We start from the raw sequence: 20,587 nt of genomic DNA on the forward strand, positions 1-20,587 counted from the left end.
AACTCTTATATAAGAGTCTAGGCTAATGCGATTTTCCGAAACACCTCTCTGACAGAGATTTCGGGTTTATTTTCCTTATTAAGAATCAATGAGATACGATCGGAATATCGTATTGCGGAACGGCGTTTTCTATCTTGCAACCGCCGGTTTTGTGCCGCGCAGCACCGCTTTTGCGACGCAAAAGAGCATTGCGCATGGTGAAATATGGCGACGGGGCGAAAAAAAACCGATGCACGAGGCATCGGTTTTTCTTTTCGCAACGGGGAAGCGGTATCAGGAACCGCTTCCCGCAAGCAGCTTAGTTGCCGCGGCGCGGGGCGCGCGGGCCGTCGTTACGGCGTGCGCTGTAGCCGTCGCGCGAGCCGTAGCCGCCTTCGCGATTGCCACCGCGATAGCCGCCGTCGCTGTTGCCGCCACGGTAGCCGCCATCGCTGTTGCCGCCGCGATAACCGCCGCCATCGCGATAACCGCCTTCGCGAGAACCTGCATTCGACTTGTTGCCATAACCGCCGGCGTTGCCCGGACCGTAACCACGGCCACTGCTGCTGCCGCCGCCATTGCCACCGAAGCGACGGCCACCGCCGTTACCGCCCGGACGGCCACGGCCGCCGCCGAAACCACCCTTCGGCGGCGCCTTGCGCGGTTCGAAGCCTGCGACGACGTTCACCGGCAGCGGCGCGCGCACGAAACGCTCGATGCGCTTCAACGCGCCCATTTCGGCGTAGTGCACGAGGCTCACCGCCGTGCCGCTGCGGCCAGCACGGCCGGTACGGCCGATACGGTGCACGTAGTCTTCCGCGAACTTCGGCAGGTCATAGTTGAAGACGTGCGTGATACCCGGAATGTCGATGCCGCGCGCGGCGACGTCGGTCGCGACCAGCACGCGCACGCGGCGCTCGCGCAGCGCGCGGATCGTCCGGTTGCGCGCGCCTTGCGGCAGATCGCCGTGCAGCGCGGCGGACTCGAAGCCCGCGTCGGCGAGACGGTTGGCGATGAGATCCGCGTCGCTCTTCGTCGCCGTGAATACGATCGCCTGATCCAGGCCTTCGCCGCGCAGCAGATGATCGAGCAAGCGGTCCTTGTGATCGCGGTCATCGACGTAATGCACGGTCTGCGCGATGTTGCTCTTCGCTTCGAGCTTCTGGACGATCTCGATGCGCTCCGGATCCTTCAGCAGCCGGCCGGTCAGCGACGTGATCTTGCTGTCGATGGTCGCGGAGAAGAGCAGCGTCTGACGCGAGGCGGGCGTCGCGTCGACGATCGTCTCGATGTCTTCGATGAAGCCCATGTCGAGCATGCGATCGGCTTCGTCGAGCACGAGCATGTTGAGTTCCGACAGGTCGATGCGGCCGCGTTCCAGATGGTCGATCAGGCGGCCCGGCGTCGCGACGAGAATCTCAGGGTTCTTCGCGAGGAGCATGAGCTGCTGGCCATACGCGACACCGCCCAGAATGCTGACGGTGCGCAGGCGGCGCAGATGCTTGCCGTACGTGGTCGCGGCGGTGGAAACCTGCATCGCGAGTTCGCGCGTCGGCGTGAGCACGAGCAGCTTCGGGCGCGCGATCGGCTGCGGACGGCGGCCACGCGCTGCGTTCGGGTCGCGCGGCGCGCGCGGCTGTTGCGCTTCCAGCTTTTGCAATTGCGCGAATTTTTCGATGGCGGGCAGCATGAACGCGGCCGTCTTGCCCGAACCGGTCGGGCTGGAGACGAGCAGATCGCGGCCGGCGAGCGCGGCGGGAATCGCGCGCTGCTGCACGGGCGTCGGGGATTCGTAGCCCGCAGCGGTCAGCGCGGACACGATGTCGGCGGAAAGGCCGAGCGATTCGAAAGTGGGGCCGGCGGGCTTGTCGGCGGGTGCGTCGGTGGCCGGGGTATCGGCCGAGGGGGTGATGCCAATGTTTGCTGCGAGATTGTCCAACGGGCTAGCGGTGAAGCTCGAAGTCATGTCGATCCTTGAAACGAGGAATAAGGCGTCGGCGCCAATCGGCATACCCAGGTCGTTGGATTCAGCGAGCGAAGAAACAGCGAGCAAATCGAAAAACGTAGGCTACTCGCGCGAACGTGCGGCGAGTATCTTTGTTAGAAGCTGTATCGGATACGGCAGGCTCGATCGTTCCGAAGAGAACGACGGGCGCTGACGTCAGCCTGATGCATGACGGGCCGAGAAACGTGCTGCGCGCAAATGCGACGCAAAGGCCTGGCAGGAAGGGGACAGTTTCTAAACTGGATTGGAGCGAAACGCTACGAAGCGCCTTGCTGCGTGGGACTTGCCGGAAGGCTCGCCACCCGCAATCGAGCGCTGACCGCTAGTATATCGGAATTTGCTGCACTGCGCCACATTTTGACGCATCGCCGCGCCATCTTCGGGCATCGGACGGCGCGGCCGGTCCGCTGGAACTGGCCGACGCCGGCCGGAACCTCAGGCCGCCTCGCCCCGCTTGAGCGATTCGACGAGTTCGACGTAGCGTGCCTTGGCGTCGTCGGCGGGCGTGCCTTGCAGCGCGGCCCACGCTTCGTATTTGTATTTGCCGGCGATATCCGTGAAGCCCGGCTTTTCGCCTTGCACGTCGCCGATGCTCGCCTGCTTGAAAAGCGCATAAAGGCGCAACAGCGTGAGATTGCCGGGACGCTCGGGCAGTTGAGTCACGTCGGACTGCGCTTGGGCGAATTGCTGATCGATGTCGGTCATGCGTTCTCCGTTGTTATCGAGATGGACCGGACGATCTTAGCAAGCGAGACGCGCGAGCCCGGTCGAGGCTTTCCTCCAACCGAGGACGCCTTCCAGACGCCTTGCGGACGCGAATTGGGTCGACCGCGTATCGCCGATCACGCGAATCCGGCGCATGTCCCGCATTACAATACCGGCTATGACACGCACCGTTTTGCTCGCCCTCGACACCTCGACGGAATTTTGCTCCGTCGCGCTCCTGCTCGCCGACAGCGCTTTCGCCGCCACTCCGAACTCCGCCGCGCCTCAATACGTGAACGGCGACACGCGCGTGTGGTTTCGCCACGAGGCGACCGGCGCCGTGTCGAGCACGCGCCTTTTGCCGGCCGTGCGCGAGCTTTTCGCCGACGCCGGGCTCGCGCTCGCCGACTGCGCGGCGATCGCATTCGGCGCGGGCCCGGGCTCGTTCACCGGCTTGCGCACGGCGACAGGCGTGGCGCAAGGCCTGGCGTTCGGTTTGAACGTGCCGGTCGTGCCGGTGAGCACGCTGCTCGCCTGCGCGGAGCACGCGCGCCTGAACGATCCGTCGATCCCAGCGCGCGTGCTAGCGGCGCTGGACGCCCGCATGGATGAAGCGTACTGGGCCGATTTCGAATTCGATGCCGCCGCCGGCGACTGGCGCACGCTGCATCCGGCCGCGCTCGATGCGCCCGGCGCGCTGCCTCTGCCCGACGTGCCGTTCGCGCTCGCGGGCAACGCCGCGTCCGCATTCGGCGATCGTCTGCCGGCGCTCGCCGCCGCCGCGCGTGTCGATCGCGAAGCGCTGCCGCACGCGTTGCCGGTCGCGCTCATCGGCTTGCGGGACTGGCGGGCTGGGCGCGCGGTCGCACCCGAACACGCCGCGCCCGAATATGTGCGCGACAAGGTCGCCCAGACGACGGCCGAACGCATGCAGGCTCGCGAGGAGGCGCTTCGGTGAGCGGCGTGCTGCTGGCCGATCGGTATCTCACACCGATGACGGAAGCGGACCTCGACGAAGTCGCCGCGGTCGAAAAGCTCGCCTACGAGTTTCCGTGGAGCCGCGGCAATTTTCAGGATTCGCTGCGCAATGGCTATTTCGGCGTGTGTCTGCGCCATGTGACCGGCACGCTGATCGGCTATTGCGTGCTGATGCCCGTCGTCGACGAGATGCATCTGCTCAATCTGTGCGTCGCACCGTCTGCGCAGCGGGCGGGGGCGGGTCTGACGCTTCTGCGCGAAGCGGTCCGCATCACGCGCGCGGAGAAGCTCGAAGGCGTGCTGCTCGAAGTGCGGCCGTCCAATCCGCGCGCGATCCAGCTCTACGAGCGTTTCGGCTTCGCGGCCATCGGACGCCGCAAGAACTATTACCCCGCGCGGCATCGCTCGCGCGAGGACGCAATCGTCATGCGTCTGTCGTTTACGGAGGAGACTGCGCATGGCGCTCGATGAAATGCTGATCGAAGAGTTGGGAATCGGGCCGGTCTGGGTACGGCGTGGGCTTGCGCCCGCGCCGAAGGTCGAGGAAGAGCGCACGCCTGAAGCGATCGCCTCGATGGCGGAAGCACCCGCGCCCGTCGTCGTCGACATGCGGCCGGAGCCGAAGCCGCTCCAGTCCGCACAGCCCGAATCCGACGCGCCGCCGCTCGACGCCTACGACGATCTCCCCTGGACCGACGAAACGCCGCTCCATGTCGAGCCCGCCACCGCGGAAGCCCCGAGCGACATCCACACGCTCGGGTGGGATGCGCTCGCCGAACGCGTCGCGAACTGCGAGCGCTGCCGTTTGTGCGAGCGCCGCACGAACACGGTCTTCGGCGTCGGCGATCGCGAAGCCGACTGGATGCTGATCGGCGAAGCGCCGGGCGAGAACGAGGACAAGCAAGGCGAGCCGTTCGTCGGCCAGGCGGGCAAGCTGCTCGACAACATGCTGCGCGCGCTCACGCTGTCGCGGCAGACGAACGTCTATATCGCGAATGTCATCAAGTGCCGGCCGCCCGGCAACCGCAATCCCGAGCTCGACGAAGTCGCGCGCTGCGAGCCGTATCTGCAACGGCAGGTCGAACTCGTGAAGCCGAAGGTCATCGTCGCGATGGGACGCTTCGCCGCGCAGAGTCTGCTGAAGAACGAGGCGAGCATCGCATCGATGCGCGGACGCGTGCACGAGTATCGTGGCGTGCCGGTGGTCGTCACGTATCACCCGGCTTATCTGCTGCGCAGCCTGCAGGACAAGTCGAAGGCGTGGGCCGATCTCTGCCTCGCGCGCAATACGTATCGCGAGGCGCTCGCCGCGCTCGGCGTCGAGCAAGGAGCAGAGAAGGGCGGCGTCTGATGACGGCCCGGGCGAGCGATCTCACGCGTCTCGTCGATCGTTTCGGCGACGTCACGGTTCGCGATCTCGCCTGGCTTCTGTTCGCTCCCGATCTGCTGCGCGAAGGCGACGCCGCGCTCGCGCATCCGTTCGCGTCGACAGCGGAGCGCGACGCGACGCTCGTGTGGCTGAAGGCGCTCGATGCCGCGCCGCAGCCGCTGCACGATCACGCGCGCGATCCGAAGTTCACGCGCCTCGGCATCTACGCCGAGAGCCTCATCCGCTTTTTTCTCGCGCACGGTCCGGCGGCGCGCCTCATCGCGGCGAACGTGCCGTTGCGGCAACAGCGGCGCACCATCGGCGAATGCGATTTCCTGCTCGAATCGGCGGATGGCGCGCGGCTGCACTGGGAGCTGGCGGTGAAGTTCTACCTGCATATCGACGATAGCGACGGCGATGCGGCGCGCGCGGCGCGTCTGTCGAACTACGTCGGGCCGAATCTGCAGGATCGCTTCGATATCAAGCACGAGCGGCTTCTCACGCATCAACTGGCGCTGACGCGGCGCGCCGAGTTCGCGTTGCTCGGCTTCGACGGTCCGTGGCAGGCGCAGTTGTTCATCAAAGGCCGGCTTTTCTATCACGGGCTCGGCGGCGACGAGGTCGTGCCCGCGCGCGAAATAGGGGAGCACCATCTGCGCGGATGGTGGCTGACGGCGTCGGAATGGCGCGACGCGCGCTCGAATGCGTCGGACGATGAGCGCGCGTGGGTCGTGCAGCCGCGCATGGCGTGGCTCGCGTCGCGGCGGCTCGATGCGGATTCCGCCGAAACGCTGATCGCGGAATCGGATGCGATTCGCGCGCGTCTCGAAGGCACGATCGCGCCGACGATGGTCGCCGCCTACGCGCGCGACGAAGCGGGAAATTTCGTGGAGGAATCGCGCGGCTTCATCGTGCCGGACGACTGGCCGGAGCGCGCGCGGGCGTTCGCCGCGTCGGCGGACTGATCACCGGCTGATCACCACCAGCGGAAAAAATGATGCACCGGACCGACGCCATGACCGACGTCGAGCCGCACGCTCGCTTCGATCGCGCCGGTCAGATAGCGCTTCGCCTCGGCGGTCGCGCTCGCAAGATCGTCGGTTTGCGGAATCAGCGCCGCGATCGCCGACGACAGCGTGCAGCCCGTGCCGTGCGTGTTCTTGAGCGGCACGCGCGCGCCGCCGAGCCTGAGTGCGCCCGCCGCCTCGATCAGCCAGTCGGGACTGTCGTTCGATGCAAGGTGGCCGCCTTTCATCAGCACGGCCCGCGCGCCGAGCGCGCGCAAGGCTTCGCCCTGACGGACCATCGCGTCTTCGTCGGCGGCGCTTTCGTCGCCTAACAGCGCCGCCGCTTCCGGCAGATTCGGCGTGACGAGCGTCGCGAGCGGCAGCAATTCGTCGCGCAACGCGGCAACGGCTTCCGGCGCGAGCAGCGCGTGATTGCTCTTCGAGATCATCACGGTGTCGAGCACAACATGTTTCGGCCGATGGCGCTTGAGCGCCTCGGCGACCGCGCGCACGATGCCCGCGTTCGCCAGCATGCCGATCTTCACGGCATCGATGCGGATGTCGTCGAACACGGCGTCGAGCTGCGCCGCGATGAACGCGGGCTCCGGCGCGTGAACGGCTGTCACGCCGCGCGTGTTTTGCGCGGTGAGCGCCGTGATGACGCTCGCGCCGTACGCGCCGAGCGCGGAGAACGCCTTCAGATCGGCCTGAATGCCCGCGCCGCCGCCCGAGTCGGAGCCGGCGATCGTGAGGACGTTCGGAATGGTTTTCGTGATTGCCATGAGCTTAGATGCGTGACTGTGCGATGGTCGCGGCAAGCGCCGAGGCCGCCGTGCGCGGATCGGCCGCCTTGCAGATCGCCGACACCACCGCGAGACCGGCCGGCTTCGCGCGCATGACGTCTGCGGCGTTATGCGCCTGAATGCCGCCGATCGCGACGGTCGGCACATGCGCGGCCGCGCAGATTTCAGCGAGACCCTCGATGCCGCAGGGCGTGGAGGCGTCGGTCTTGGTCGGCGTCGCGTACACCGGACCCGCGCCGAGATAATCGACGACGCCCGCGCGTTTCGCCGCGTCGGCGGTTTCATCGAGATTCGATACCGACAGGCCGATCAGCGCGTCCGGCCCGAGCAGTCGGCGCGCGACATCGGCGGGCAGATCGCGCTGGCCGATATGCACGCCATCCGCGCCGACAGCCAGCGCGACATCGACATGATCGTTGACGACGAACGGCACGCCGTGCGCGCGCGTGATCGGCAGCAGATCGCGCGCGAGATCGAACCACGCGCGCTTGTGCCACTCGGGCGCGCGCAGTTGCACGATGGTCGCGCCGCCTTCGAGCGCGGCGCGCGCGACACGAACCGCCGCGTCATGACCGCCGCACTGCACGGGATCGAGCACGAGATAGAGCGAGAGATCGAACGAAGCGCGCATGTCAGCCGGCAACGATGTCGCGCTGCACGAGCGTCTTGCCGAACGCGGCTTCATCGAGCGATGCGAGCCGGTCCAGATACGCGACGGCGAAGCTGCCGGGCAGCGCGGCGTCGCGCGCGGCGAGTTCCCCCGCGATGGTCGAATAGGCGATGGCGGCGACGGTCGCGGACCAGAACGCGTCGCGATCCGGCGCCGCGCCGACGAACGCGGCCACCGTCGCGGACAACGCGCAGCCGACGCCCGTCACGCGCGTCATCAAGGGCGAGCCGTTCGACATCGCGATGACACGGCGGCCATCGGTCACGTAATCGGTCTCGCCCGTGACCGCGACGACGGCCTGCGTCTTCAGCGCGAGCACCTGCGCGGCGTCGAGCGCGGCATCGGTGGCGGCGGTGCTGTCGACGCCGCGTCCGCTCGCTGCGCCCCCCGACAAGCTGATGATCTCCGACGCGTTGCCGCGGATCACCGCGGGCTTCGCATCGAGCAGATCGAACGCAAATTCCGTGCGAAACGCGAGCGGCCCGACCGCGACCGGATCGAGCACCCACGGCGTGCCCGCGCTGTTGGCGGCCTCGACGGCGGCGCGGATCGCGCGGCTCTGCGGCACGTCGAGCGTGCCGAGATTGACCGACAGCGCATTGGCGACGGCCGCGAATTCGCCGACTTCCTCGCGCGCGACGACCATCGCGGGCGCGGCGCCGATCGCGAGCAGCACGTTCGCGGTGAAGTTGGTGACGACGAGATTCGTGAGGCAATGCACGAGCGGCGCGCGTTCGCGCACGCGGGTGACGAAGGAAAAGAGATCGGCGGCAAGCATGATGCGAAGAGGGTCAGTGCCGCGCTTCGCCGATCAGCGCGACCGAATCGAACGCGCGCTGATTGGCCTGATGCCGTCGCATCACGAAGTACATCATGAGACACACGAACGAGCCGAACAGCACGATGACGAACTGGATCGGCACGTCGAGCCACACGAGCACGGCGTAGAGGCACAGCATGACGAGCACCGACAGGTTTTCGTTGAAATTCTGCACGGCGATGGAATGCCCGGCGGAAAGCAGAACGTGCCCGCGATGCTGGAGCAGCGCGTTCATCGGCACGACGAAGAAGCCCGACAGTCCGCCGACGATCATCAGGAACACATATGCGATCAGCAGATAGCCGGGGAAGTGCATCTTGCCGAAGTAGATGCCCCAGTGCGCGGGAAAGAGATGGCGCGTGTAGAAGGCCATCAGCATGACGGCGAGTCCCATGACGATGCCTACCGGCAGCACGCTGAGCGAGCGCTTGAGCGGCACGCGCGCGGCCGCGAGCACCGCGCCCGCCGCGACGCCGACCGCGATCACCGCCTGCAGGATCGCTGCCTGCGAGAGCGTCATGCCGAGCGACACTTCGGCCCATTTCAGCACGATGAACTGCAGCGTCGCGCCTGCGCCCCAGAAGAGCGTCGTGACGGCGAGCGAGATCTGGCCGAGCTTGTCGCGCCAGAGCACGAGAAAGCAGTCGGCGAAATCGGTGATGAGCTTGAGCGGCCGCGTCTCCTGCTTCGGATAGCGCGCGCCGGTGTCGGGAATGCGCAGATTGAAGATCGCGGCGATCACGTACATCAGCATGATGACGAGCATTGCGGCTTCGGCGGGCGTGTTGATGCGCGGAATGTGCAGCGACAGCAGATGACTGGCGATATGCGGACTGATGAGCGCGCCGCCCATGACCGTGCCGAGGATGATCGAGCCGACCGTCGTGCCTTCGATCCAGCCGTTCGCGGCGACGAGCCGATCGGCTGGCAAGAGCTCGGTCAGAATGCCGTATTTCGCGGGCGAATAGGCCGCCGCGCCGAACCCGACGATGCCATACGCGAGCAACGGATGCGCGCCGAAGAGCATCGTCACGCAGCCCACGACCTTGATCGAATTGGTCACGAACATGACGTGGCCCTTGGGCCGGGAATCCGCGAAAGCGCCGACGAAAGCCGCGAGAATCACATACGACAGGACGAAGAACAGCTTGAGCAGCGGCGTCATCCAGTTCGGGGCGTGAAGGTCTTTCAGCAGTGCAATGGCAGCGATCAGTAGAGCGTTATCGGCCAGCGATGAGAAAAACTGCGCGGCCATGATGGTGTAAAAACCTTTTTTCATCTGATCCGAAGCTTTCCTCACTGCGGGTGATCCGCCCCGGGCACCGGTCGTGCACTCGGGCTTATGCCTTTCGAAATGGGTTGTGTGCACGGCTTTATAACACGAAAATAGGCGCATTCTGACTAGCAGTAATCTCGATCGCGCCAGAAATGACGCGCCTGTGTTCGTGATTCCTCATAACATACTGATTCGCAAGGCGTCCCGGTCGGCGCAGCAGGACGCGTCCCGCTCGCGTATGCTGGCCTTTTAGACCGCACTCGTTGCAATTCCACCAAACGCTCATGCCGCGCCCCCTTTCAGCAACAATTCACACCGCCGCGCTCGCCAACAACCTGGCCGTTGCACGCAAGTACGCCCCGAAATCCAAGATCTGGGCCGTCGTCAAGGCCAATGCATATGGCCACGGTCTCGCCCGGGCGTTCCCCGGTTTGCGCGCAACGGACGGCTTTGGCCTTCTCGACCTCGAAGAAGCCGCGAAGTTGCGTGAATTGGGGTGGGCCGGGCCAATTCTTTTGCTCGAGGGCTTTTTCCGGCCGACCGACATCGACGTGATCGACCGCTATAGCCTCACCACGGCCGTGCACTGCGACGAGCAGTTGCGGATGCTGGAAATGGCGCGGCTGTCGAAACCGGTCAACATTCAGTTGAAGATGAACAGCGGCATGAACCGGCTCGGCTATACGCCCGAGAAGTTCCGCGCCGCGTGGGAGCGCGCGCGCGCCGTGCAGGGCGTCGGCCAGATCACGCTCATGACCCATTTTTCCGATGCCGATGGCCCGCGCGGCATCGCGCATCAACTGGAAGCGTTCGAACGCGGCGCGGAAGGCATCGCGGGCGCGCGCAGTCTCGCGAACTCGGCGGCGCTCTTGTGGCACCCGGGCGCGCACTTCGACTGGGTGCGGCCCGGCATCATGCTGTACGGCGCATCGCCGTCGGGCGTGACCGCGGATATCGCCGATACCGGCCTCAAGCCCGCGATGACGCTCCAGTCCGAGCTGATCGCCGTGCAGACGGTCGACGCGGGGAGCAGCATCGGTTATGGCTCGACGTATACAGCGGGAACGCCGATGCGCATCGGCGTGGTCGCGTGCGGCTACGCGGACGGCTATCCGCGCGTGGCGCCCGAAGGCACGCCCGTGATCGTCGACGGCGTGAGAACGCGGCTCGTCGGCCGCGTGTCGATGGATATGCTGACCGTCGATCTGACGCCGTGCCCGAACGCCGGCATCGGTTCGCGCGTGGAACTGTGGGGCGCGAATCTGCCGATCGACGATGTCGCGAGCTCGGCCGGCACGATCGGCTACGAACTCATGTGCGCGATCGCGCAACGCGTGCCGGTGCGCGCGGAATAAAACACGAAATCAACAACAAGAAATCAGGCAAGGCTTCGAGTGGCAAAAGTAGCGAAGGCAAAAACGCTGTATGTGTGCAGCGAATGCGGCGGGGAATCGCCGAAGTGGACCGGCCAGTGCGCCGCATGCAACGCGTGGAACACGCTGACCGAATCGGTGGCGCAGACGGCGTCGAACCATCGCTTCCAGGCGCTCGCGAAGAGCTCGCCGGTGCGCAAGCTCGCGGAAATCGAGGCGTCAGACGTGCCGCGCTTCACGACGGGCGTCGGCGAATTCGATCGCGTGCTGGGCGGCGGGCTCGTGCCGGGCGGCGTCGTGCTGATCGGCGGCGATCCGGGCATCGGCAAATCGACATTGCTACTGCAATCGCTCGCCGAAATCGCGCGCGAGCGGCCGGCGCTCTACGTGAGCGGTGAGGAATCCGGCGCGCAGATCGCGCTGCGCGCGCAGCGGCTCGGACTGATCGGCGGCGCGAGCGCCGCGGGCGATCTCGCGCTGCTCGCGGAAATCCAGCTCGAAAAGATCCAGGCGACCATCGATGAGCAACGGCCTGAAGTCGCCGTCATCGACTCGATTCAGACGATCTACTCGGAAGCGCTGACGTCCGCGCCCGGCTCCGTCGCGCAAGTGCGCGAGTGCGCGGCGCAACTCACGCGCATCGCGAAGCAGACGGGCACGTCGATCATCATGGTCGGCCACGTGACGAAAGAGGGCAGCCTCGCGGGACCGCGCGTGCTGGAGCACATCGTCGATACCGTGCTGTATTTCGAGGGCGACACGCACTCGTCGTTCAGGCTCGTGCGCGCGTTCAAGAATCGCTTCGGCGCCGTCAACGAGCTCGGCGTCTTCGCCATGACGGAAAAGGGCTTGCGCGGCGTCGCCAATCCGTCGGCGCTATTTTTGTCGCAGCACGAGCAGAGCGTCGCGGGTTCGTGCGTGCTCGTGACGCAGGAAGGTTCGCGGCCGCTACTCGTCGAAGTGCAGGCGCTCGTCGATACCGCGCACGTGCCCAATCCGCGCCGGCTCGCGGTCGGGCTGGAACAAAACCGGCTGGCGCTGTTGCTGGCGGTGCTGCATCGGCACGCGGGAATTGCGTGTTTCGATCAGGACGTGTTCCTGAACGCGGTCGGCGGCGTGAAGATCACCGAGCCCGCCGCCGATCTCGCCGTGCTGCTCGCGATCCACTCGTCGATGCGCAACAAGCCGCTGCCGAAGGGTCTCATTACGTTCGGTGAGGTGGGCTTGGCGGGTGAAATCCGGCCGTCTCCGCGCGGGCAGGATCGCCTGAAGGAAGCGGCGAAGCTAGGCTTTTCCGTCGCGCTGATTCCGAAGGCGAACGCGCCCAAGCAGGCCATCGACGGTCTGAAGGTGATCGCCGTGGACCGCATCGAGGAAGCGATCGACCGCGTTCGCGACCTCGAATGATTTCGCGATCGGACCCTTCGTAACGGCGTGTAAAAATCCCGTTGCGCAATGTAACCCAACGGACGCGCGGTTTTCCTATCCTTACAGGGCTACGGACCCGGCCAACTTCGCCAAGGGCATTTCAACACGCGAAGTGACCGGAAGGATCGAGAGGACCACGCATTGAAACACGCTAATTCAGCCCGGCCGAAGCCCGCTTTCCACCTGCGCGGATGCCGCGTCTCCGCGCCGCTTCAGCAGCCTTGGGGCAGCGGCTGCCGGATCGTCGAATGGATCGACGAGCAAGGCCAGATCTCGCGTCGCGTCGTCGCGGCCGATGTCACCGAGGATCAAGTCGTCGCGACCATTCGCGAGCATGTGACGGGCCGCAAGCATGTGCTCGTCGACGACGAACGTCAGCCGCGTCAGGTCTTGCCGCGGCGTTAGGCGCTTCTGAAAAGCGGGTGTGCCGCCGCTTCGGCAGGCGTCAGCACGGGCGCGACGCAGCAATCGAGCGGCTCCAGCAACGTCATCCATTCGTCGCGCGTGCGTTCGCGGAAAATCGCGGCAAGCTGCGCGGACAAGTCTGCCGCGTCCGCACCGCCGATCGCCTGTCCGAGGCTCCAGTGCCGCGTCGCCCAATCGGGACGGCCGAGCGCTTCGCACAAGGTCTGCCAAAACTTCAGCTCCAGCGCGCCGACCGCGACGAAACGGTCATCGCGCGTGCGATACACGTCATAGCAGGGCGCGCCGCCGTTCAGCAGGCCAGCGCCCGCGCGCGTCGTGGCTTCGTCGGCATTGGCGAGCGCGATATGCGCCATCACGTTGTGCGCGTGCGCCGCGTGCGTCATCGACACATTCAGGCAACGTCCTTCGCCGCCGCGCGCGACGTGCCACGCCGCCGCCAGTATTTCCATGACCGCCGAAAGCGCGCCGCCGAGCAGATCCGCCAACTGGAAATTCGGCGCGATGGGGGTGCCGTCGCGCGCCGCGAGCTGATCCAGCACGCCCGCATACGCGATGTAGTTCAGATCGTGTCCGGCCTTCTGCGCGAACGGTCCCTCGCTGCCGAAACCGGTGATCGCGCAATAGACGAGCTTCGGATTTGCCTCGCGCAGCACGTCGTAGCCGACGCCCAGCCGCGCCATCACCGAAGGTCGAAAGCTCTCGACGAGCACGTCTGCATCGCGCGCAAGTTCGATCAATTTCGCGCGGCCTTCGTCCGTTTTGAGATCGAGCGTGAGCTGCCGCTTTCCGCGATTGACGATGCGATAAAACGCGCTCGGCGTGCCGCTTTGCCGATCGGCTTCGCTTTGCAGCATCGTGCGGGTGTAGTCGCCTTCGCCCGGCGGCTCGATCTTGAGCACATCGGCGCCGAGTTCCGCGAGCCGTAGCGTGGCGATGGGGCCGGGTAGAAGCCGCGTCAGATCCAGCACGCGCAGGCCGGTGAGGGAAGGCGTCGTCAAGTTGTCGATCTCCGGTTATGAGCCGATCTGCTCCAGTTCCTCGTGCGCTTCGAGCCACTCCATTTCGAGCGTTTCGAGGCGCGCATTCACGTCGCCCTGGCGTCGGATCGTCTCAGTGAGTTTCGCTTTCATCGGCGCTTCGTAGCTCGCCGGATCGGCGACGAACGCATCGAGTGCCGATTTTTCCGCGTTGAGCTTTTCCATCTCTTTCTCGATCTTGGCGATGCGCGACTTGAGCGGCTTCGTCAGATGCGCAAGCTTTTGCCGTTCCTGAGCTTCCTGCCGGCGCTGTTCCTTGCGATTCAGCGCGCTTTCGGACGCCTCGCCCGAGGCCGCGGCGCTCGCTTCCTTCGCCGCCGCGCGCGTTTCGGCGGCGTGCTGCAGAAGCCAGTCGCGGTAGTCGTCGAGATCGCCGTCGAACGGACTCAGGCGATGCTTCGCGACGAGCATGAACGTGTCGGTCGTCGCGCGCAGCAAGTGCCGGTCGTGCGACACGAGCATGAGCGTGCCTTCGAACTGCGCGAGCGCCATGGTCAGCGCGTGGCGCGTTTCGAGGTCGAGGTGGTTGGTCGGCTCGTCGAGCAGCAGCAGATTCGGCTTTTGCCAGATGATGAGCGCCAGCGCGAGCCGCGCCTTCTCGCCGCCGGAAAAGGGCGCGATCTTCGCGGTCGCCATGTCGCCGGAGAAGTTGAAGCTGCCGAGAAAGTCGCGCAGTTCCTGCTCGCGCGTGTCGGGTGCGAGGCGCGCGAGATGCTGGAGCGGGGAATCGTCCGGGCGCAGCGTTTCCAGTTGGTGCTGCGCGAAATAGCCGATCTGCAAGCCTTTGCCCTGCCGGACGTCGCCGGAAAGCGGTTCGAGCGTCTGCGCGAGCGTCTTGATGAGCGTCGATTTCCCCTGACCGTTCGCGCCGAGCAAGCCGATGCGCTGGCCGTTCTGGATCGACAGCGTCACGCCTTCGACGATTGGAATCTCGCCGCCCGCGTCGTTGAGATAGCCGCAACGCACGCTCTCCATGACCATCATCGGATTCGGCGCGGCGTCGGGCTCGCGGAATTCGAACGTGAAGGGCGAGGTTGCGTGCGCGGGCGCGATCAGCTCCATCTTCTCCAGCGCCTTCACGCGGCTTTGCGCCTGCTTGGCTTTGGTCGCCTTGGCCTTGAATCGGTCGATGAAACTCTGCAGATGCGCGACTGTCCTTTGCTGCTTCTCGTACGCGCTTTGTTGCAGCGCGATCTGCTGCGCGCGCAGCACTTCGAACTGGCTGTAGTTGCCGCCGTAGCGCTTCACCTGACGATTTTCCAGATGCAGCGTGACGTTGCAGACCGAATCGAGGAACTCACGGTCGTGCGAGATCACGACGAGCGTGCCCGGATAGCGCCCGAGCCAGTCTTCCAGCCAGACGATGGCGTCGAGGTCCAGGTGGTTGGTCGGTTCGTCGAGCAGCAGCAGATCGGACGGACACATCAGCGCCTGCGCGAGATTCAGGCGCATGCGCCAGCCGCCCGAGAAGCTCGACACCGGCTCGCGCGTCTGCTCGAGCGTGAAGCCGAGACCGAGCAGCAGCGTTTCGGCGCGCGCGGGCGCCGTGTAGCCGTCGGCATCGGCGAAGGCGGCGTGGGCTTCCGCTTCGGCCGCGCCGTCATGCGCGGCGGACGCGGCCACGATGCGCGCCTCGATCGCACGCAGATGCGTGTCGCCGTCGAGCGTGTAGTCGAGTGCGCTGCGATCCACGGCGGGCGTTTCCTGCGCGACGTGCGCGATGCGCCACGACGGCGGCATCGAAAAATCGCCGCCGTCCGCGTGCAATTCGCCGCGCAGCACGGAAAAGAGCGTCGACTTGCCCGCGCCGTTTGCGCCGACGAGACCGGCCTTCTCGCCCGGATTGAGCGTGAAGCTCGTGTCTTCGAAAAGCGGCTTGGTGCCGCGGGACAGGCTGAACTGGTTGAAGCGGATCACGTCGGAATGGCGGCGAAAAGGGCGCGGCTTTGAGGGAAAGCGCTATTTTAGACCGGACCGATTGCGCGGCAGGGGTCGGCCGTTCGGCTAATGGCGGGCGAACGCGCGACGGGTTAGCATCGCGTGACTTTCATCGAATTTTTCCGGAGCACGCCATGAGCACAGCCAGCGAAGGCATCTACGGCTTCTCGGCCGAAACACTCGACGGCGCGACCGTCAGCCTCGACAAGTACCGCGGCAAGGTTCTGCTCATCGTGAATACGGCGAGCGAATGCGGATTCACACCGCAGTACAAGGGTTTGCAGGAGGTTTATCGACAGTACGCGGCGCGCGGTTTCGAGGTGCTCGGCTTTCCGTGCAACCAGTTCGGCAAGCAGGAACCGGGCGATGCCGGGCAAATCGGCGCTTTCTGCGAGCAAAACTACGGCGTCACGTTTCCGATGTTCGCGAAGATCGAGGTGAACGGCTCCAACGCGCATCCGCTCTACAAGTATCTGAAGGACAAGGAACCGGGCCTGCTCGGCATCGAAGCGATCAAGTGGAATTTCACGAAGTTTCTCGTCGATCGCAGTGGCAAGGTCATCAAGCGCTATGCGCCGCAGACCAAGCCGGAATCGATCACCGACGACATCGAAAAGCTGCTCTGACGCCGCTCAGAGAATCGGCGAGAAAAGCCGCGCGACGTGCATCGCCATGCGACGCCAGAAGGCCTTGCCGCGATAGTCATTGGCGTCGATCTCGAACGAATGCGCGAAGTCGGCGAGCAGCATGGTTTCCACTTCGCTAGCGAACGCGCGATCGACGGTCAGCACCGTGATCTCGAAGTTCAGGCGAAACGAGCGATTGTCGAGATTCGCGCTGCCGATCGACGCGGCGATGCCGTCGACGAGCACGACCTTCTGATGCAGAAATCCCGGCTTGTAGCGGAAGATGCGAACGCCCGCCTGCACGAGGTCGTACGCATAAAGCCGTGACGCCGCGAACACCACGCGATGATCGCGCCGGCTCGGAATCAGGATGCGTACGTCGACGCCACGCATCACGGCGAGCCGCAGCGCCGAGAACACGGCTTCGTCGGGAATCAGATAGGGCGATGTGATCCAGATGCGCTCGCGCGCCGCGTTGATCGCCTCGACAAAGAAAAGCGAACAGGTTTCCTGTTTGTCCGCCGGGCCGCTCGACAGCACCATGCAGTGCATGTTCTCGCCGGAATGCGGCGCGGGGCCGAGTTCCGGCAGGCGTTGCGTCGCCCAGTACCAGTCTTCGGTGAACACGAACTGAATGCTCGCGACCGCCGGGCCGCGCACTTCGATATGCGTGTCGCGCCACGGCGAAAGCCGCGGATTGCCGCCGAGATATTCGACGCCCACGTTGTGCCCGCCGACGAACGCGCATTTGCCGTCCACCACGACGATCTTCCGATGATTGCGGAAGTTGATCTGGAAACGGTGCACGAACTTGCGGGTGGCCGCGAACGGATGCGCCTCGACGCCGCCCGCCCGCAGCGCATTGACGTAGCGATGCGGCAGGTCGAAGCTGCCGATGCTGTCATAGAGGAAGTACACGCGCACGCCGGCCTGAGCTTTCTTGATGAGCGCGTCCTTGAGCATTTCGCCGAGCGCATCGGCGCGCACGATGAAGAACTGCACGACCACATAGCGTTCGGCGCCGGCGATCGCTTCGAGAATCGCGGCGAACGTCGCGTCGCCGTTGATGAGCACGCGGGCCGAGTTGCCGCGCAAGAACGGCATGCCGGACAGGCGCTGCAGCGTGCGGATCGTCGGATTGCCGAGATAAGCGGCAGGCCCCGGCGCGATTTCGCCGCGCGCGCCGGTGGAATCGACGAGCGGAGCGGCTTCGGGCGCATCGCTGCGGGCGCCGGAATCCCATTCGGCAGGCTTCGAACGGCTGCGCAGGATCTCGATTTCCAGCCGCCGTTCGTCGATATAGCCGGCGAACTTGCTGCGGCCGAGGAAGAGATACGGGATCAGCGTGAAGTAGGGCATCGCGACGAGCGACACGGCCCACGCGACCGCGCCTTGCGACGTGCGTGTGTTGATGACGGCATGGATCGCGGCGATCACGCCGAGCACATGCGCGGCCATCACGAGCGTGCCGAGGTGAAGCCAGTCGGATGCTTGCATAGACGCGGGAAGGAGCTAAGGGCTTGGCTAATGGCGATTTGCCATATTACCCAACCCTTCCACGCGAAGTGTCAGCGATCGTTGCAGCGCTTGCGCCGCCGCAACGACCGCTCACGGAGAAGCGGACGCTCAGGCCGGAAGGTCGGCGGCCTGGATGAGGAACACGTTGTCGTCGCCGGCGCTCGTCGAGAGCCAGACGAGATCGAGGCCGCCGAGCGCGGCTTCGACATTCGGGCGCTCATTGCCGATCTCGACGACGAGCACGCCGTCCTCGGTCAGCCACTTGCCCGCGTCGCGCACGATGCGCCGTACCACGTCCATGCCGTCCGCGCCGCCCGCGAGCGCGAGCTCGGGTTCGTGGCGGTACTCTGCCGGCAGCGCCTGCATCGCGTCCGCGTTGACGTACGGCGGATTCGTGATGATGACCTCGTAGCGCGCCTCGGGAAGCGGCGCGTACAGGTCGCCTTCGTAGAGGCTCACGCGCTCTTCCAGACCGTAATCGTCCACATTGCGGCGCGCGACCGCGAGCGCATCGGCGGAAATGTCGACGGCATCGACATCGGCGTTTTCGAAGGCCTGCGCCGCGAGAATCGCGAGGCAGCCCGAGCCGGTGCACAGTTCGAGCACGCGCGGGACCTGATCCGGATCGGCCACATACGGCTGCAAGCCGTCCTGCAGCAACTCGCCGATGAACGAGCGCGGCACGATCACGCGTTCATCGACGTAAAAGCGGCGGCCGTGCATCCACGCTTCCTGCGTGATGTACGCGGCGGGAATGCGTTCCTTCGCGCGGCGCTCGATGACTTTCATGACCGCGTCGATCTCGTGGTCGAGCAGGCGCGCGTCGAGGAACGGATCGAGCGTGTCGAGCGGCAGATGCAGCGTATGCAGGATCAGATACGCGGCTTCGTCGTAGGCATTGGACGAGCCGTGGCCGAAGGACAAGCCCGCTTCGGTGAAACGCGAGACGCCGAAGCGCAGCAGGTCGCGCACGGTGGTGAAGGGCAGCGCCATCGAAGGCTCCTTTTTATTGTCGGATTTGAATTAGGCGATCAGTGCTTCGAGCACGCGGCGGTACACGTTCTTCAACGGTTCGATGAAGCGCACTTCGACATGCTCGTCGATCTTGTGGATCGTGCCGTTCGGCGGGCCGAATTCGACGACCTGATCGCAGATTTGCGCGATGAAGCGTCCGTCGGACGTGCCGCCCGTGGTAGACAGCTCGGTGCGCACGCCGGTTTCATCGGCGATGGCTTTTTCGAGCGCGTCGGACAGCGCACCGCGCGGGGTGAGAAACGGCAGGCCGCTCACGATCCACTGCAGGTCGTATTCGAGGCCGTGCTTGTCAAGGATCGCGTGGACGCGGCTTTGCAGGCTCTCGACCGTGCTCGCGGTCGAGAAGCGGAAGTTGAACATCAGGTCGGCATGACCGGGAATGATGTTGGTCGCGCCGGTGCCCGAATGCAGGTTCGACACTTGCCAGGTTGTCGGCGGGAAATATTCGTTGCCGTCGTCCCATTTTTCGGCGACGAGCTCGGCGAGCGCGGGCGCGAGCAGATGCACCGGATTCTTCGCGAGATGCGGATACGCGATATGCCCCTGCACGCCCTTGACGACGAGCTTGCCCGTCATCGAGCCGCGCCGGCCGTTCTTGACCATGTCGCCGAGCGTGGCGTTCGAAGTCGGCTCGCCGACGATGCAGTAATCGAGCCGCGTGCCGCGCGCCTTCAGCGCTTGAACGACCTTGATCGTGCCGTCGGTCGCGGGGCCTTCTTCATCGCTCGTGATGAGAAACGCGAGCGTGCCGCGATGTTCCGGATGCTGCGCGACGAATTCCTCGCTCGACACGACGAACGCCGCGAGCGACGCCTTCATGTCCGCCGCGCCGCGACCGTAGAGTTTGCCGTCGCGATGCGTCGGGGTGAAGGGCGGCGAGCTCCACTGTTCGAGCGGGCCGGTCGGCACGACGTCGGTATGGCCGGCGAAGGCGAGCAGCTTGCCGCTTGCGTCCGTGCCGCGCCTGACGGCCCACAGGTTCGTGACGCCGCCCGATTCGATCGTTTCGCATTCGAAGCCGATCGCCGCGAGCCGCTCGATCATGAGCGCCTGGCAAGCCTTGTCGTCGGGCGTGACGGATGCGCGTTCGATCAGCGCTTCGGTAAGGGAAAGGGTGCCGGACATGGTTCTTTTTCCACAGCGATAAAAAATGCCGGCGCGCGGGCCGGCACTCGTAGCAAGCTCGCGATGACCGTCGGATTCACAGTCATCGCGTCGGCTCAGGCAAAGAGCGTTTCGTACTGCTCGGCGGAAAATCCGAGCGTCTTCACGCGTCCGTTCACCACCACGACCGGCCGCTTGATGATCGACGGCTTGTGGATCATCAGCGCGATCGCGCCGTTGGTCGTGTCGGCTTCGGCCTTGTGCACGTCCGACAGGCCGCGCCACGTCGTGCCGCGCTTGTTGATGAGCTGATCGAGCGATACGTCCTTCAGCCAGTCCTGAACCAGCTTCTCGTTCACGCCGGCTTTCTTGAAGTCGTGAAACTCGAACGGCACGCCGTGCTCTTCCAGCCACACGCGCGCCTTCTTCACCGTGTCGCAGTTCGGAATGCCGTAGACGACAGTCGTCGGGGTGGATCCGCGTGCCAAAA

Annotated in this window: 20 protein-coding genes; 8 read left to right on the plus strand and 12 right to left on the minus strand. The window is 65.3% G+C overall.

Annotated features, from left to right (window positions below; translation table 11 throughout):
* Window positions 1-298: 298 nt before the first annotated feature.
* On the minus strand, window positions 299-1,945 hold the full coding sequence (locus NCT05_RS07010; RefSeq protein ID WP_244808013.1) for a DEAD/DEAH box helicase: 1,647 nt from the start codon (window positions 1,943-1,945) through the stop codon (window positions 299-301).
* A 474-nt stretch (window positions 1,946-2,419) separates the two neighbouring features.
* Complete coding sequence (locus tag NCT05_RS07015; RefSeq protein ID WP_008350142.1) at window positions 2,420-2,689, minus strand: acyl-CoA-binding protein; 270 nt, start codon at window positions 2,687-2,689, stop codon at window positions 2,420-2,422.
* A gap of 178 nt (window positions 2,690-2,867) precedes the next feature.
* Here NCT05_RS07015 and tsaB point away from each other — a divergent pair, with 178 nt between their 5' ends.
* From tsaB to NCT05_RS07035, 4 genes are read left to right on the plus strand one after another with little or no spacing between them, the layout of a single operon-like run.
* A complete protein-coding gene (tsaB, locus tag NCT05_RS07020; RefSeq protein ID WP_174447729.1) occupies window positions 2,868-3,647 on the plus strand; it encodes a tRNA (adenosine(37)-N6)-threonylcarbamoyltransferase complex dimerization subunit type 1 TsaB in 780 nt (259 codons plus the stop codon).
* Window positions 3,644-4,138: a ribosomal protein S18-alanine N-acetyltransferase gene (rimI, locus tag NCT05_RS07025; protein WP_008350138.1), complete on the plus strand. Its 495-nt coding sequence runs from the start codon at window positions 3,644-3,646 to the stop codon at window positions 4,136-4,138. The genes tsaB and rimI overlap by 4 nt, the downstream gene beginning before the upstream one ends.
* Window positions 4,125-5,018 (plus strand): uracil-DNA glycosylase, encoded by an 894-nt coding sequence (locus NCT05_RS07030; RefSeq protein WP_008350137.1) that lies wholly within the window; start codon window positions 4,125-4,127, stop codon window positions 5,016-5,018. The genes rimI and NCT05_RS07030 overlap by 14 nt, the downstream gene beginning before the upstream one ends.
* The gene (locus NCT05_RS07035; protein WP_250496808.1) at window positions 5,018-6,001 is read left to right on the plus strand and encodes a DUF1853 family protein; all 984 of its coding nucleotides are present in this window, start codon (window positions 5,018-5,020) and stop codon (window positions 5,999-6,001) included. Before NCT05_RS07030 ends, NCT05_RS07035 begins: the two co-directional genes overlap by 1 nt.
* Window positions 6,002-6,012: 11 nt before the next feature.
* Here NCT05_RS07035 and thiD read toward each other — a convergent pair whose 3' ends face one another.
* From thiD to lplT, 4 genes are read right to left on the minus strand one after another with little or no spacing between them, the layout of a single operon-like run.
* Window positions 6,013-6,819: a bifunctional hydroxymethylpyrimidine kinase/phosphomethylpyrimidine kinase gene (gene thiD / locus NCT05_RS07040; protein WP_309792133.1), complete on the minus strand. Its 807-nt coding sequence runs from the start codon at window positions 6,817-6,819 to the stop codon at window positions 6,013-6,015.
* 10 nt (window positions 6,820-6,829) lie between these two features.
* Complete coding sequence (gene thiE, locus NCT05_RS07045; protein ID WP_250501988.1) at window positions 6,830-7,477, minus strand: thiamine phosphate synthase; 648 nt, start codon at window positions 7,475-7,477, stop codon at window positions 6,830-6,832.
* 1 nt (window position 7,478) lies between these two features.
* Entirely contained in the window at window positions 7,479-8,294 is an 816-nt protein-coding gene (gene thiM, locus NCT05_RS07050) for a hydroxyethylthiazole kinase (RefSeq protein WP_034472006.1), read from the minus strand.
* A 13-nt stretch (window positions 8,295-8,307) separates the two neighbouring features.
* Window positions 8,308-9,615 carry a lysophospholipid transporter LplT gene (lplT, locus tag NCT05_RS07055; protein WP_008350127.1) on the minus strand — a complete coding sequence of 436 codons (1,308 nt, stop codon included), beginning with the start codon at window positions 9,613-9,615 and terminating at the stop codon, window positions 8,308-8,310.
* 281 nt (window positions 9,616-9,896) lie between these two features.
* Here lplT and alr point away from each other — a divergent pair, with 281 nt between their 5' ends.
* The 3 genes from alr (at window position 9,897) to NCT05_RS07070 (ending at window position 12,818) form a co-directional block, all read left to right on the plus strand.
* The gene (gene alr, locus NCT05_RS07060; protein WP_250434561.1) at window positions 9,897-10,967 is read left to right on the plus strand and encodes an alanine racemase; all 1,071 of its coding nucleotides are present in this window, start codon (window positions 9,897-9,899) and stop codon (window positions 10,965-10,967) included.
* Window positions 10,968-11,006: 39 nt separating this feature from the next.
* A complete protein-coding gene (radA, locus tag NCT05_RS07065) occupies window positions 11,007-12,392 on the plus strand; it encodes a DNA repair protein RadA (RefSeq protein WP_175979974.1) in 1,386 nt (461 codons plus the stop codon).
* Window positions 12,393-12,554: 162 nt separating this feature from the next.
* A complete protein-coding gene (locus NCT05_RS07070; protein WP_008350121.1) occupies window positions 12,555-12,818 on the plus strand; it encodes a DUF2866 domain-containing protein in 264 nt (87 codons plus the stop codon).
* Here NCT05_RS07070 and NCT05_RS07075 read toward each other — a convergent pair.
* The gene (locus NCT05_RS07075; protein WP_034471999.1) at window positions 12,815-13,837 is read right to left on the minus strand and encodes a CaiB/BaiF CoA transferase family protein; all 1,023 of its coding nucleotides are present in this window, start codon (window positions 13,835-13,837) and stop codon (window positions 12,815-12,817) included. The genes NCT05_RS07070 and NCT05_RS07075 overlap by 4 nt on opposite strands.
* A gap of 15 nt (window positions 13,838-13,852) precedes the next feature.
* Window positions 13,853-15,793: an ATP-binding cassette domain-containing protein gene (locus tag NCT05_RS07080; protein WP_250501989.1), complete on the minus strand. Its 1,941-nt coding sequence runs from the start codon at window positions 15,791-15,793 to the stop codon at window positions 13,853-13,855.
* Between the two features lie 155 nt (window positions 15,794-15,948).
* Here NCT05_RS07080 and NCT05_RS07085 point away from each other — a divergent pair, with 155 nt between their 5' ends.
* Window positions 15,949-16,440 (plus strand): glutathione peroxidase, encoded by a 492-nt coding sequence (locus NCT05_RS07085; protein ID WP_008350115.1) that lies wholly within the window; start codon window positions 15,949-15,951, stop codon window positions 16,438-16,440.
* A gap of 6 nt (window positions 16,441-16,446) precedes the next feature.
* Here the strand turns inward: NCT05_RS07085 and cls are convergent, their stop codons facing one another.
* The 4 genes from cls to NCT05_RS07105 form a co-directional block, all read right to left on the minus strand.
* Entirely contained in the window at window positions 16,447-17,937 is a 1,491-nt protein-coding gene (gene cls / locus NCT05_RS07090) for a cardiolipin synthase (RefSeq protein ID WP_033537247.1), read from the minus strand.
* 129 nt (window positions 17,938-18,066) lie between these two features.
* Complete coding sequence (gene prmB, locus NCT05_RS07095) at window positions 18,067-18,951, minus strand: 50S ribosomal protein L3 N(5)-glutamine methyltransferase (RefSeq protein WP_250501990.1); 885 nt, start codon at window positions 18,949-18,951, stop codon at window positions 18,067-18,069.
* Window positions 18,952-18,981: 30 nt separating this feature from the next.
* Window positions 18,982-20,118, minus strand: a complete 1,137-nt coding sequence (gene dapE / locus NCT05_RS07100) for a succinyl-diaminopimelate desuccinylase (RefSeq protein WP_175979977.1) — start codon at window positions 20,116-20,118, stop codon at window positions 18,982-18,984.
* Window positions 20,119-20,213: 95 nt separating this feature from the next.
* The gene (locus NCT05_RS07105; RefSeq protein ID WP_008350107.1) at window positions 20,214-20,585 is read right to left on the minus strand and encodes an ArsC family reductase; all 372 of its coding nucleotides are present in this window, start codon (window positions 20,583-20,585) and stop codon (window positions 20,214-20,216) included.
* Window positions 20,586-20,587 lie beyond the last annotated feature (2 nt).

This window comes from Caballeronia sp. AZ7_KS35, from assembly GCF_023631045.1.
GTDB classification, from domain to species: domain Bacteria; phylum Pseudomonadota; class Gammaproteobacteria; order Burkholderiales; family Burkholderiaceae; genus Caballeronia; species Caballeronia zhejiangensis.

Excerpts from the sequence above, each read along its gene's own strand:
- NCT05_RS07030 (WP_008350137.1), top strand. The coding sequence starts at position 4,125 with ATGGCGCTCGATGAAATGCTGATCGAAGAGTTGGGAATCGGGCCGGTC.
- dapE (WP_175979977.1), bottom strand. The coding sequence starts at position 20,118 with ATGTCCGGCACCCTTTCCCTTACCGAAGCGCTGATCGAACGCGCATCC.
- alr (WP_250434561.1), top strand. The coding sequence starts at position 9,897 with ATGCCGCGCCCCCTTTCAGCAACAATTCACACCGCCGCGCTCGCCAAC.
- prmB (WP_250501990.1), bottom strand. The coding sequence starts at position 18,951 with ATGGCGCTGCCCTTCACCACCGTGCGCGACCTGCTGCGCTTCGGCGTC.
- NCT05_RS07015 (WP_008350142.1), bottom strand. The coding sequence starts at position 2,689 with ATGACCGACATCGATCAGCAATTCGCCCAAGCGCAGTCCGACGTGACT.
- NCT05_RS07010 (WP_244808013.1), bottom strand. The coding sequence starts at position 1,945 with ATGACTTCGAGCTTCACCGCTAGCCCGTTGGACAATCTCGCAGCAAAC.
- NCT05_RS07085 (WP_008350115.1), top strand. The coding sequence starts at position 15,949 with ATGAGCACAGCCAGCGAAGGCATCTACGGCTTCTCGGCCGAAACACTC.
- thiM (WP_034472006.1), bottom strand. The coding sequence starts at position 8,294 with ATGCTTGCCGCCGATCTCTTTTCCTTCGTCACCCGCGTGCGCGAACGC.
- tsaB (WP_174447729.1), top strand. The coding sequence starts at position 2,868 with ATGACACGCACCGTTTTGCTCGCCCTCGACACCTCGACGGAATTTTGC.
- cls (WP_033537247.1), bottom strand. The coding sequence starts at position 17,937 with ATGCAAGCATCCGACTGGCTTCACCTCGGCACGCTCGTGATGGCCGCG.
- thiE (WP_250501988.1), bottom strand. The coding sequence starts at position 7,477 with ATGCGCGCTTCGTTCGATCTCTCGCTCTATCTCGTGCTCGATCCCGTG.
- lplT (WP_008350127.1), bottom strand. The coding sequence starts at position 9,615 with ATGAAAAAAGGTTTTTACACCATCATGGCCGCGCAGTTTTTCTCATCG.
- NCT05_RS07035 (WP_250496808.1), top strand. The coding sequence starts at position 5,018 with ATGACGGCCCGGGCGAGCGATCTCACGCGTCTCGTCGATCGTTTCGGC.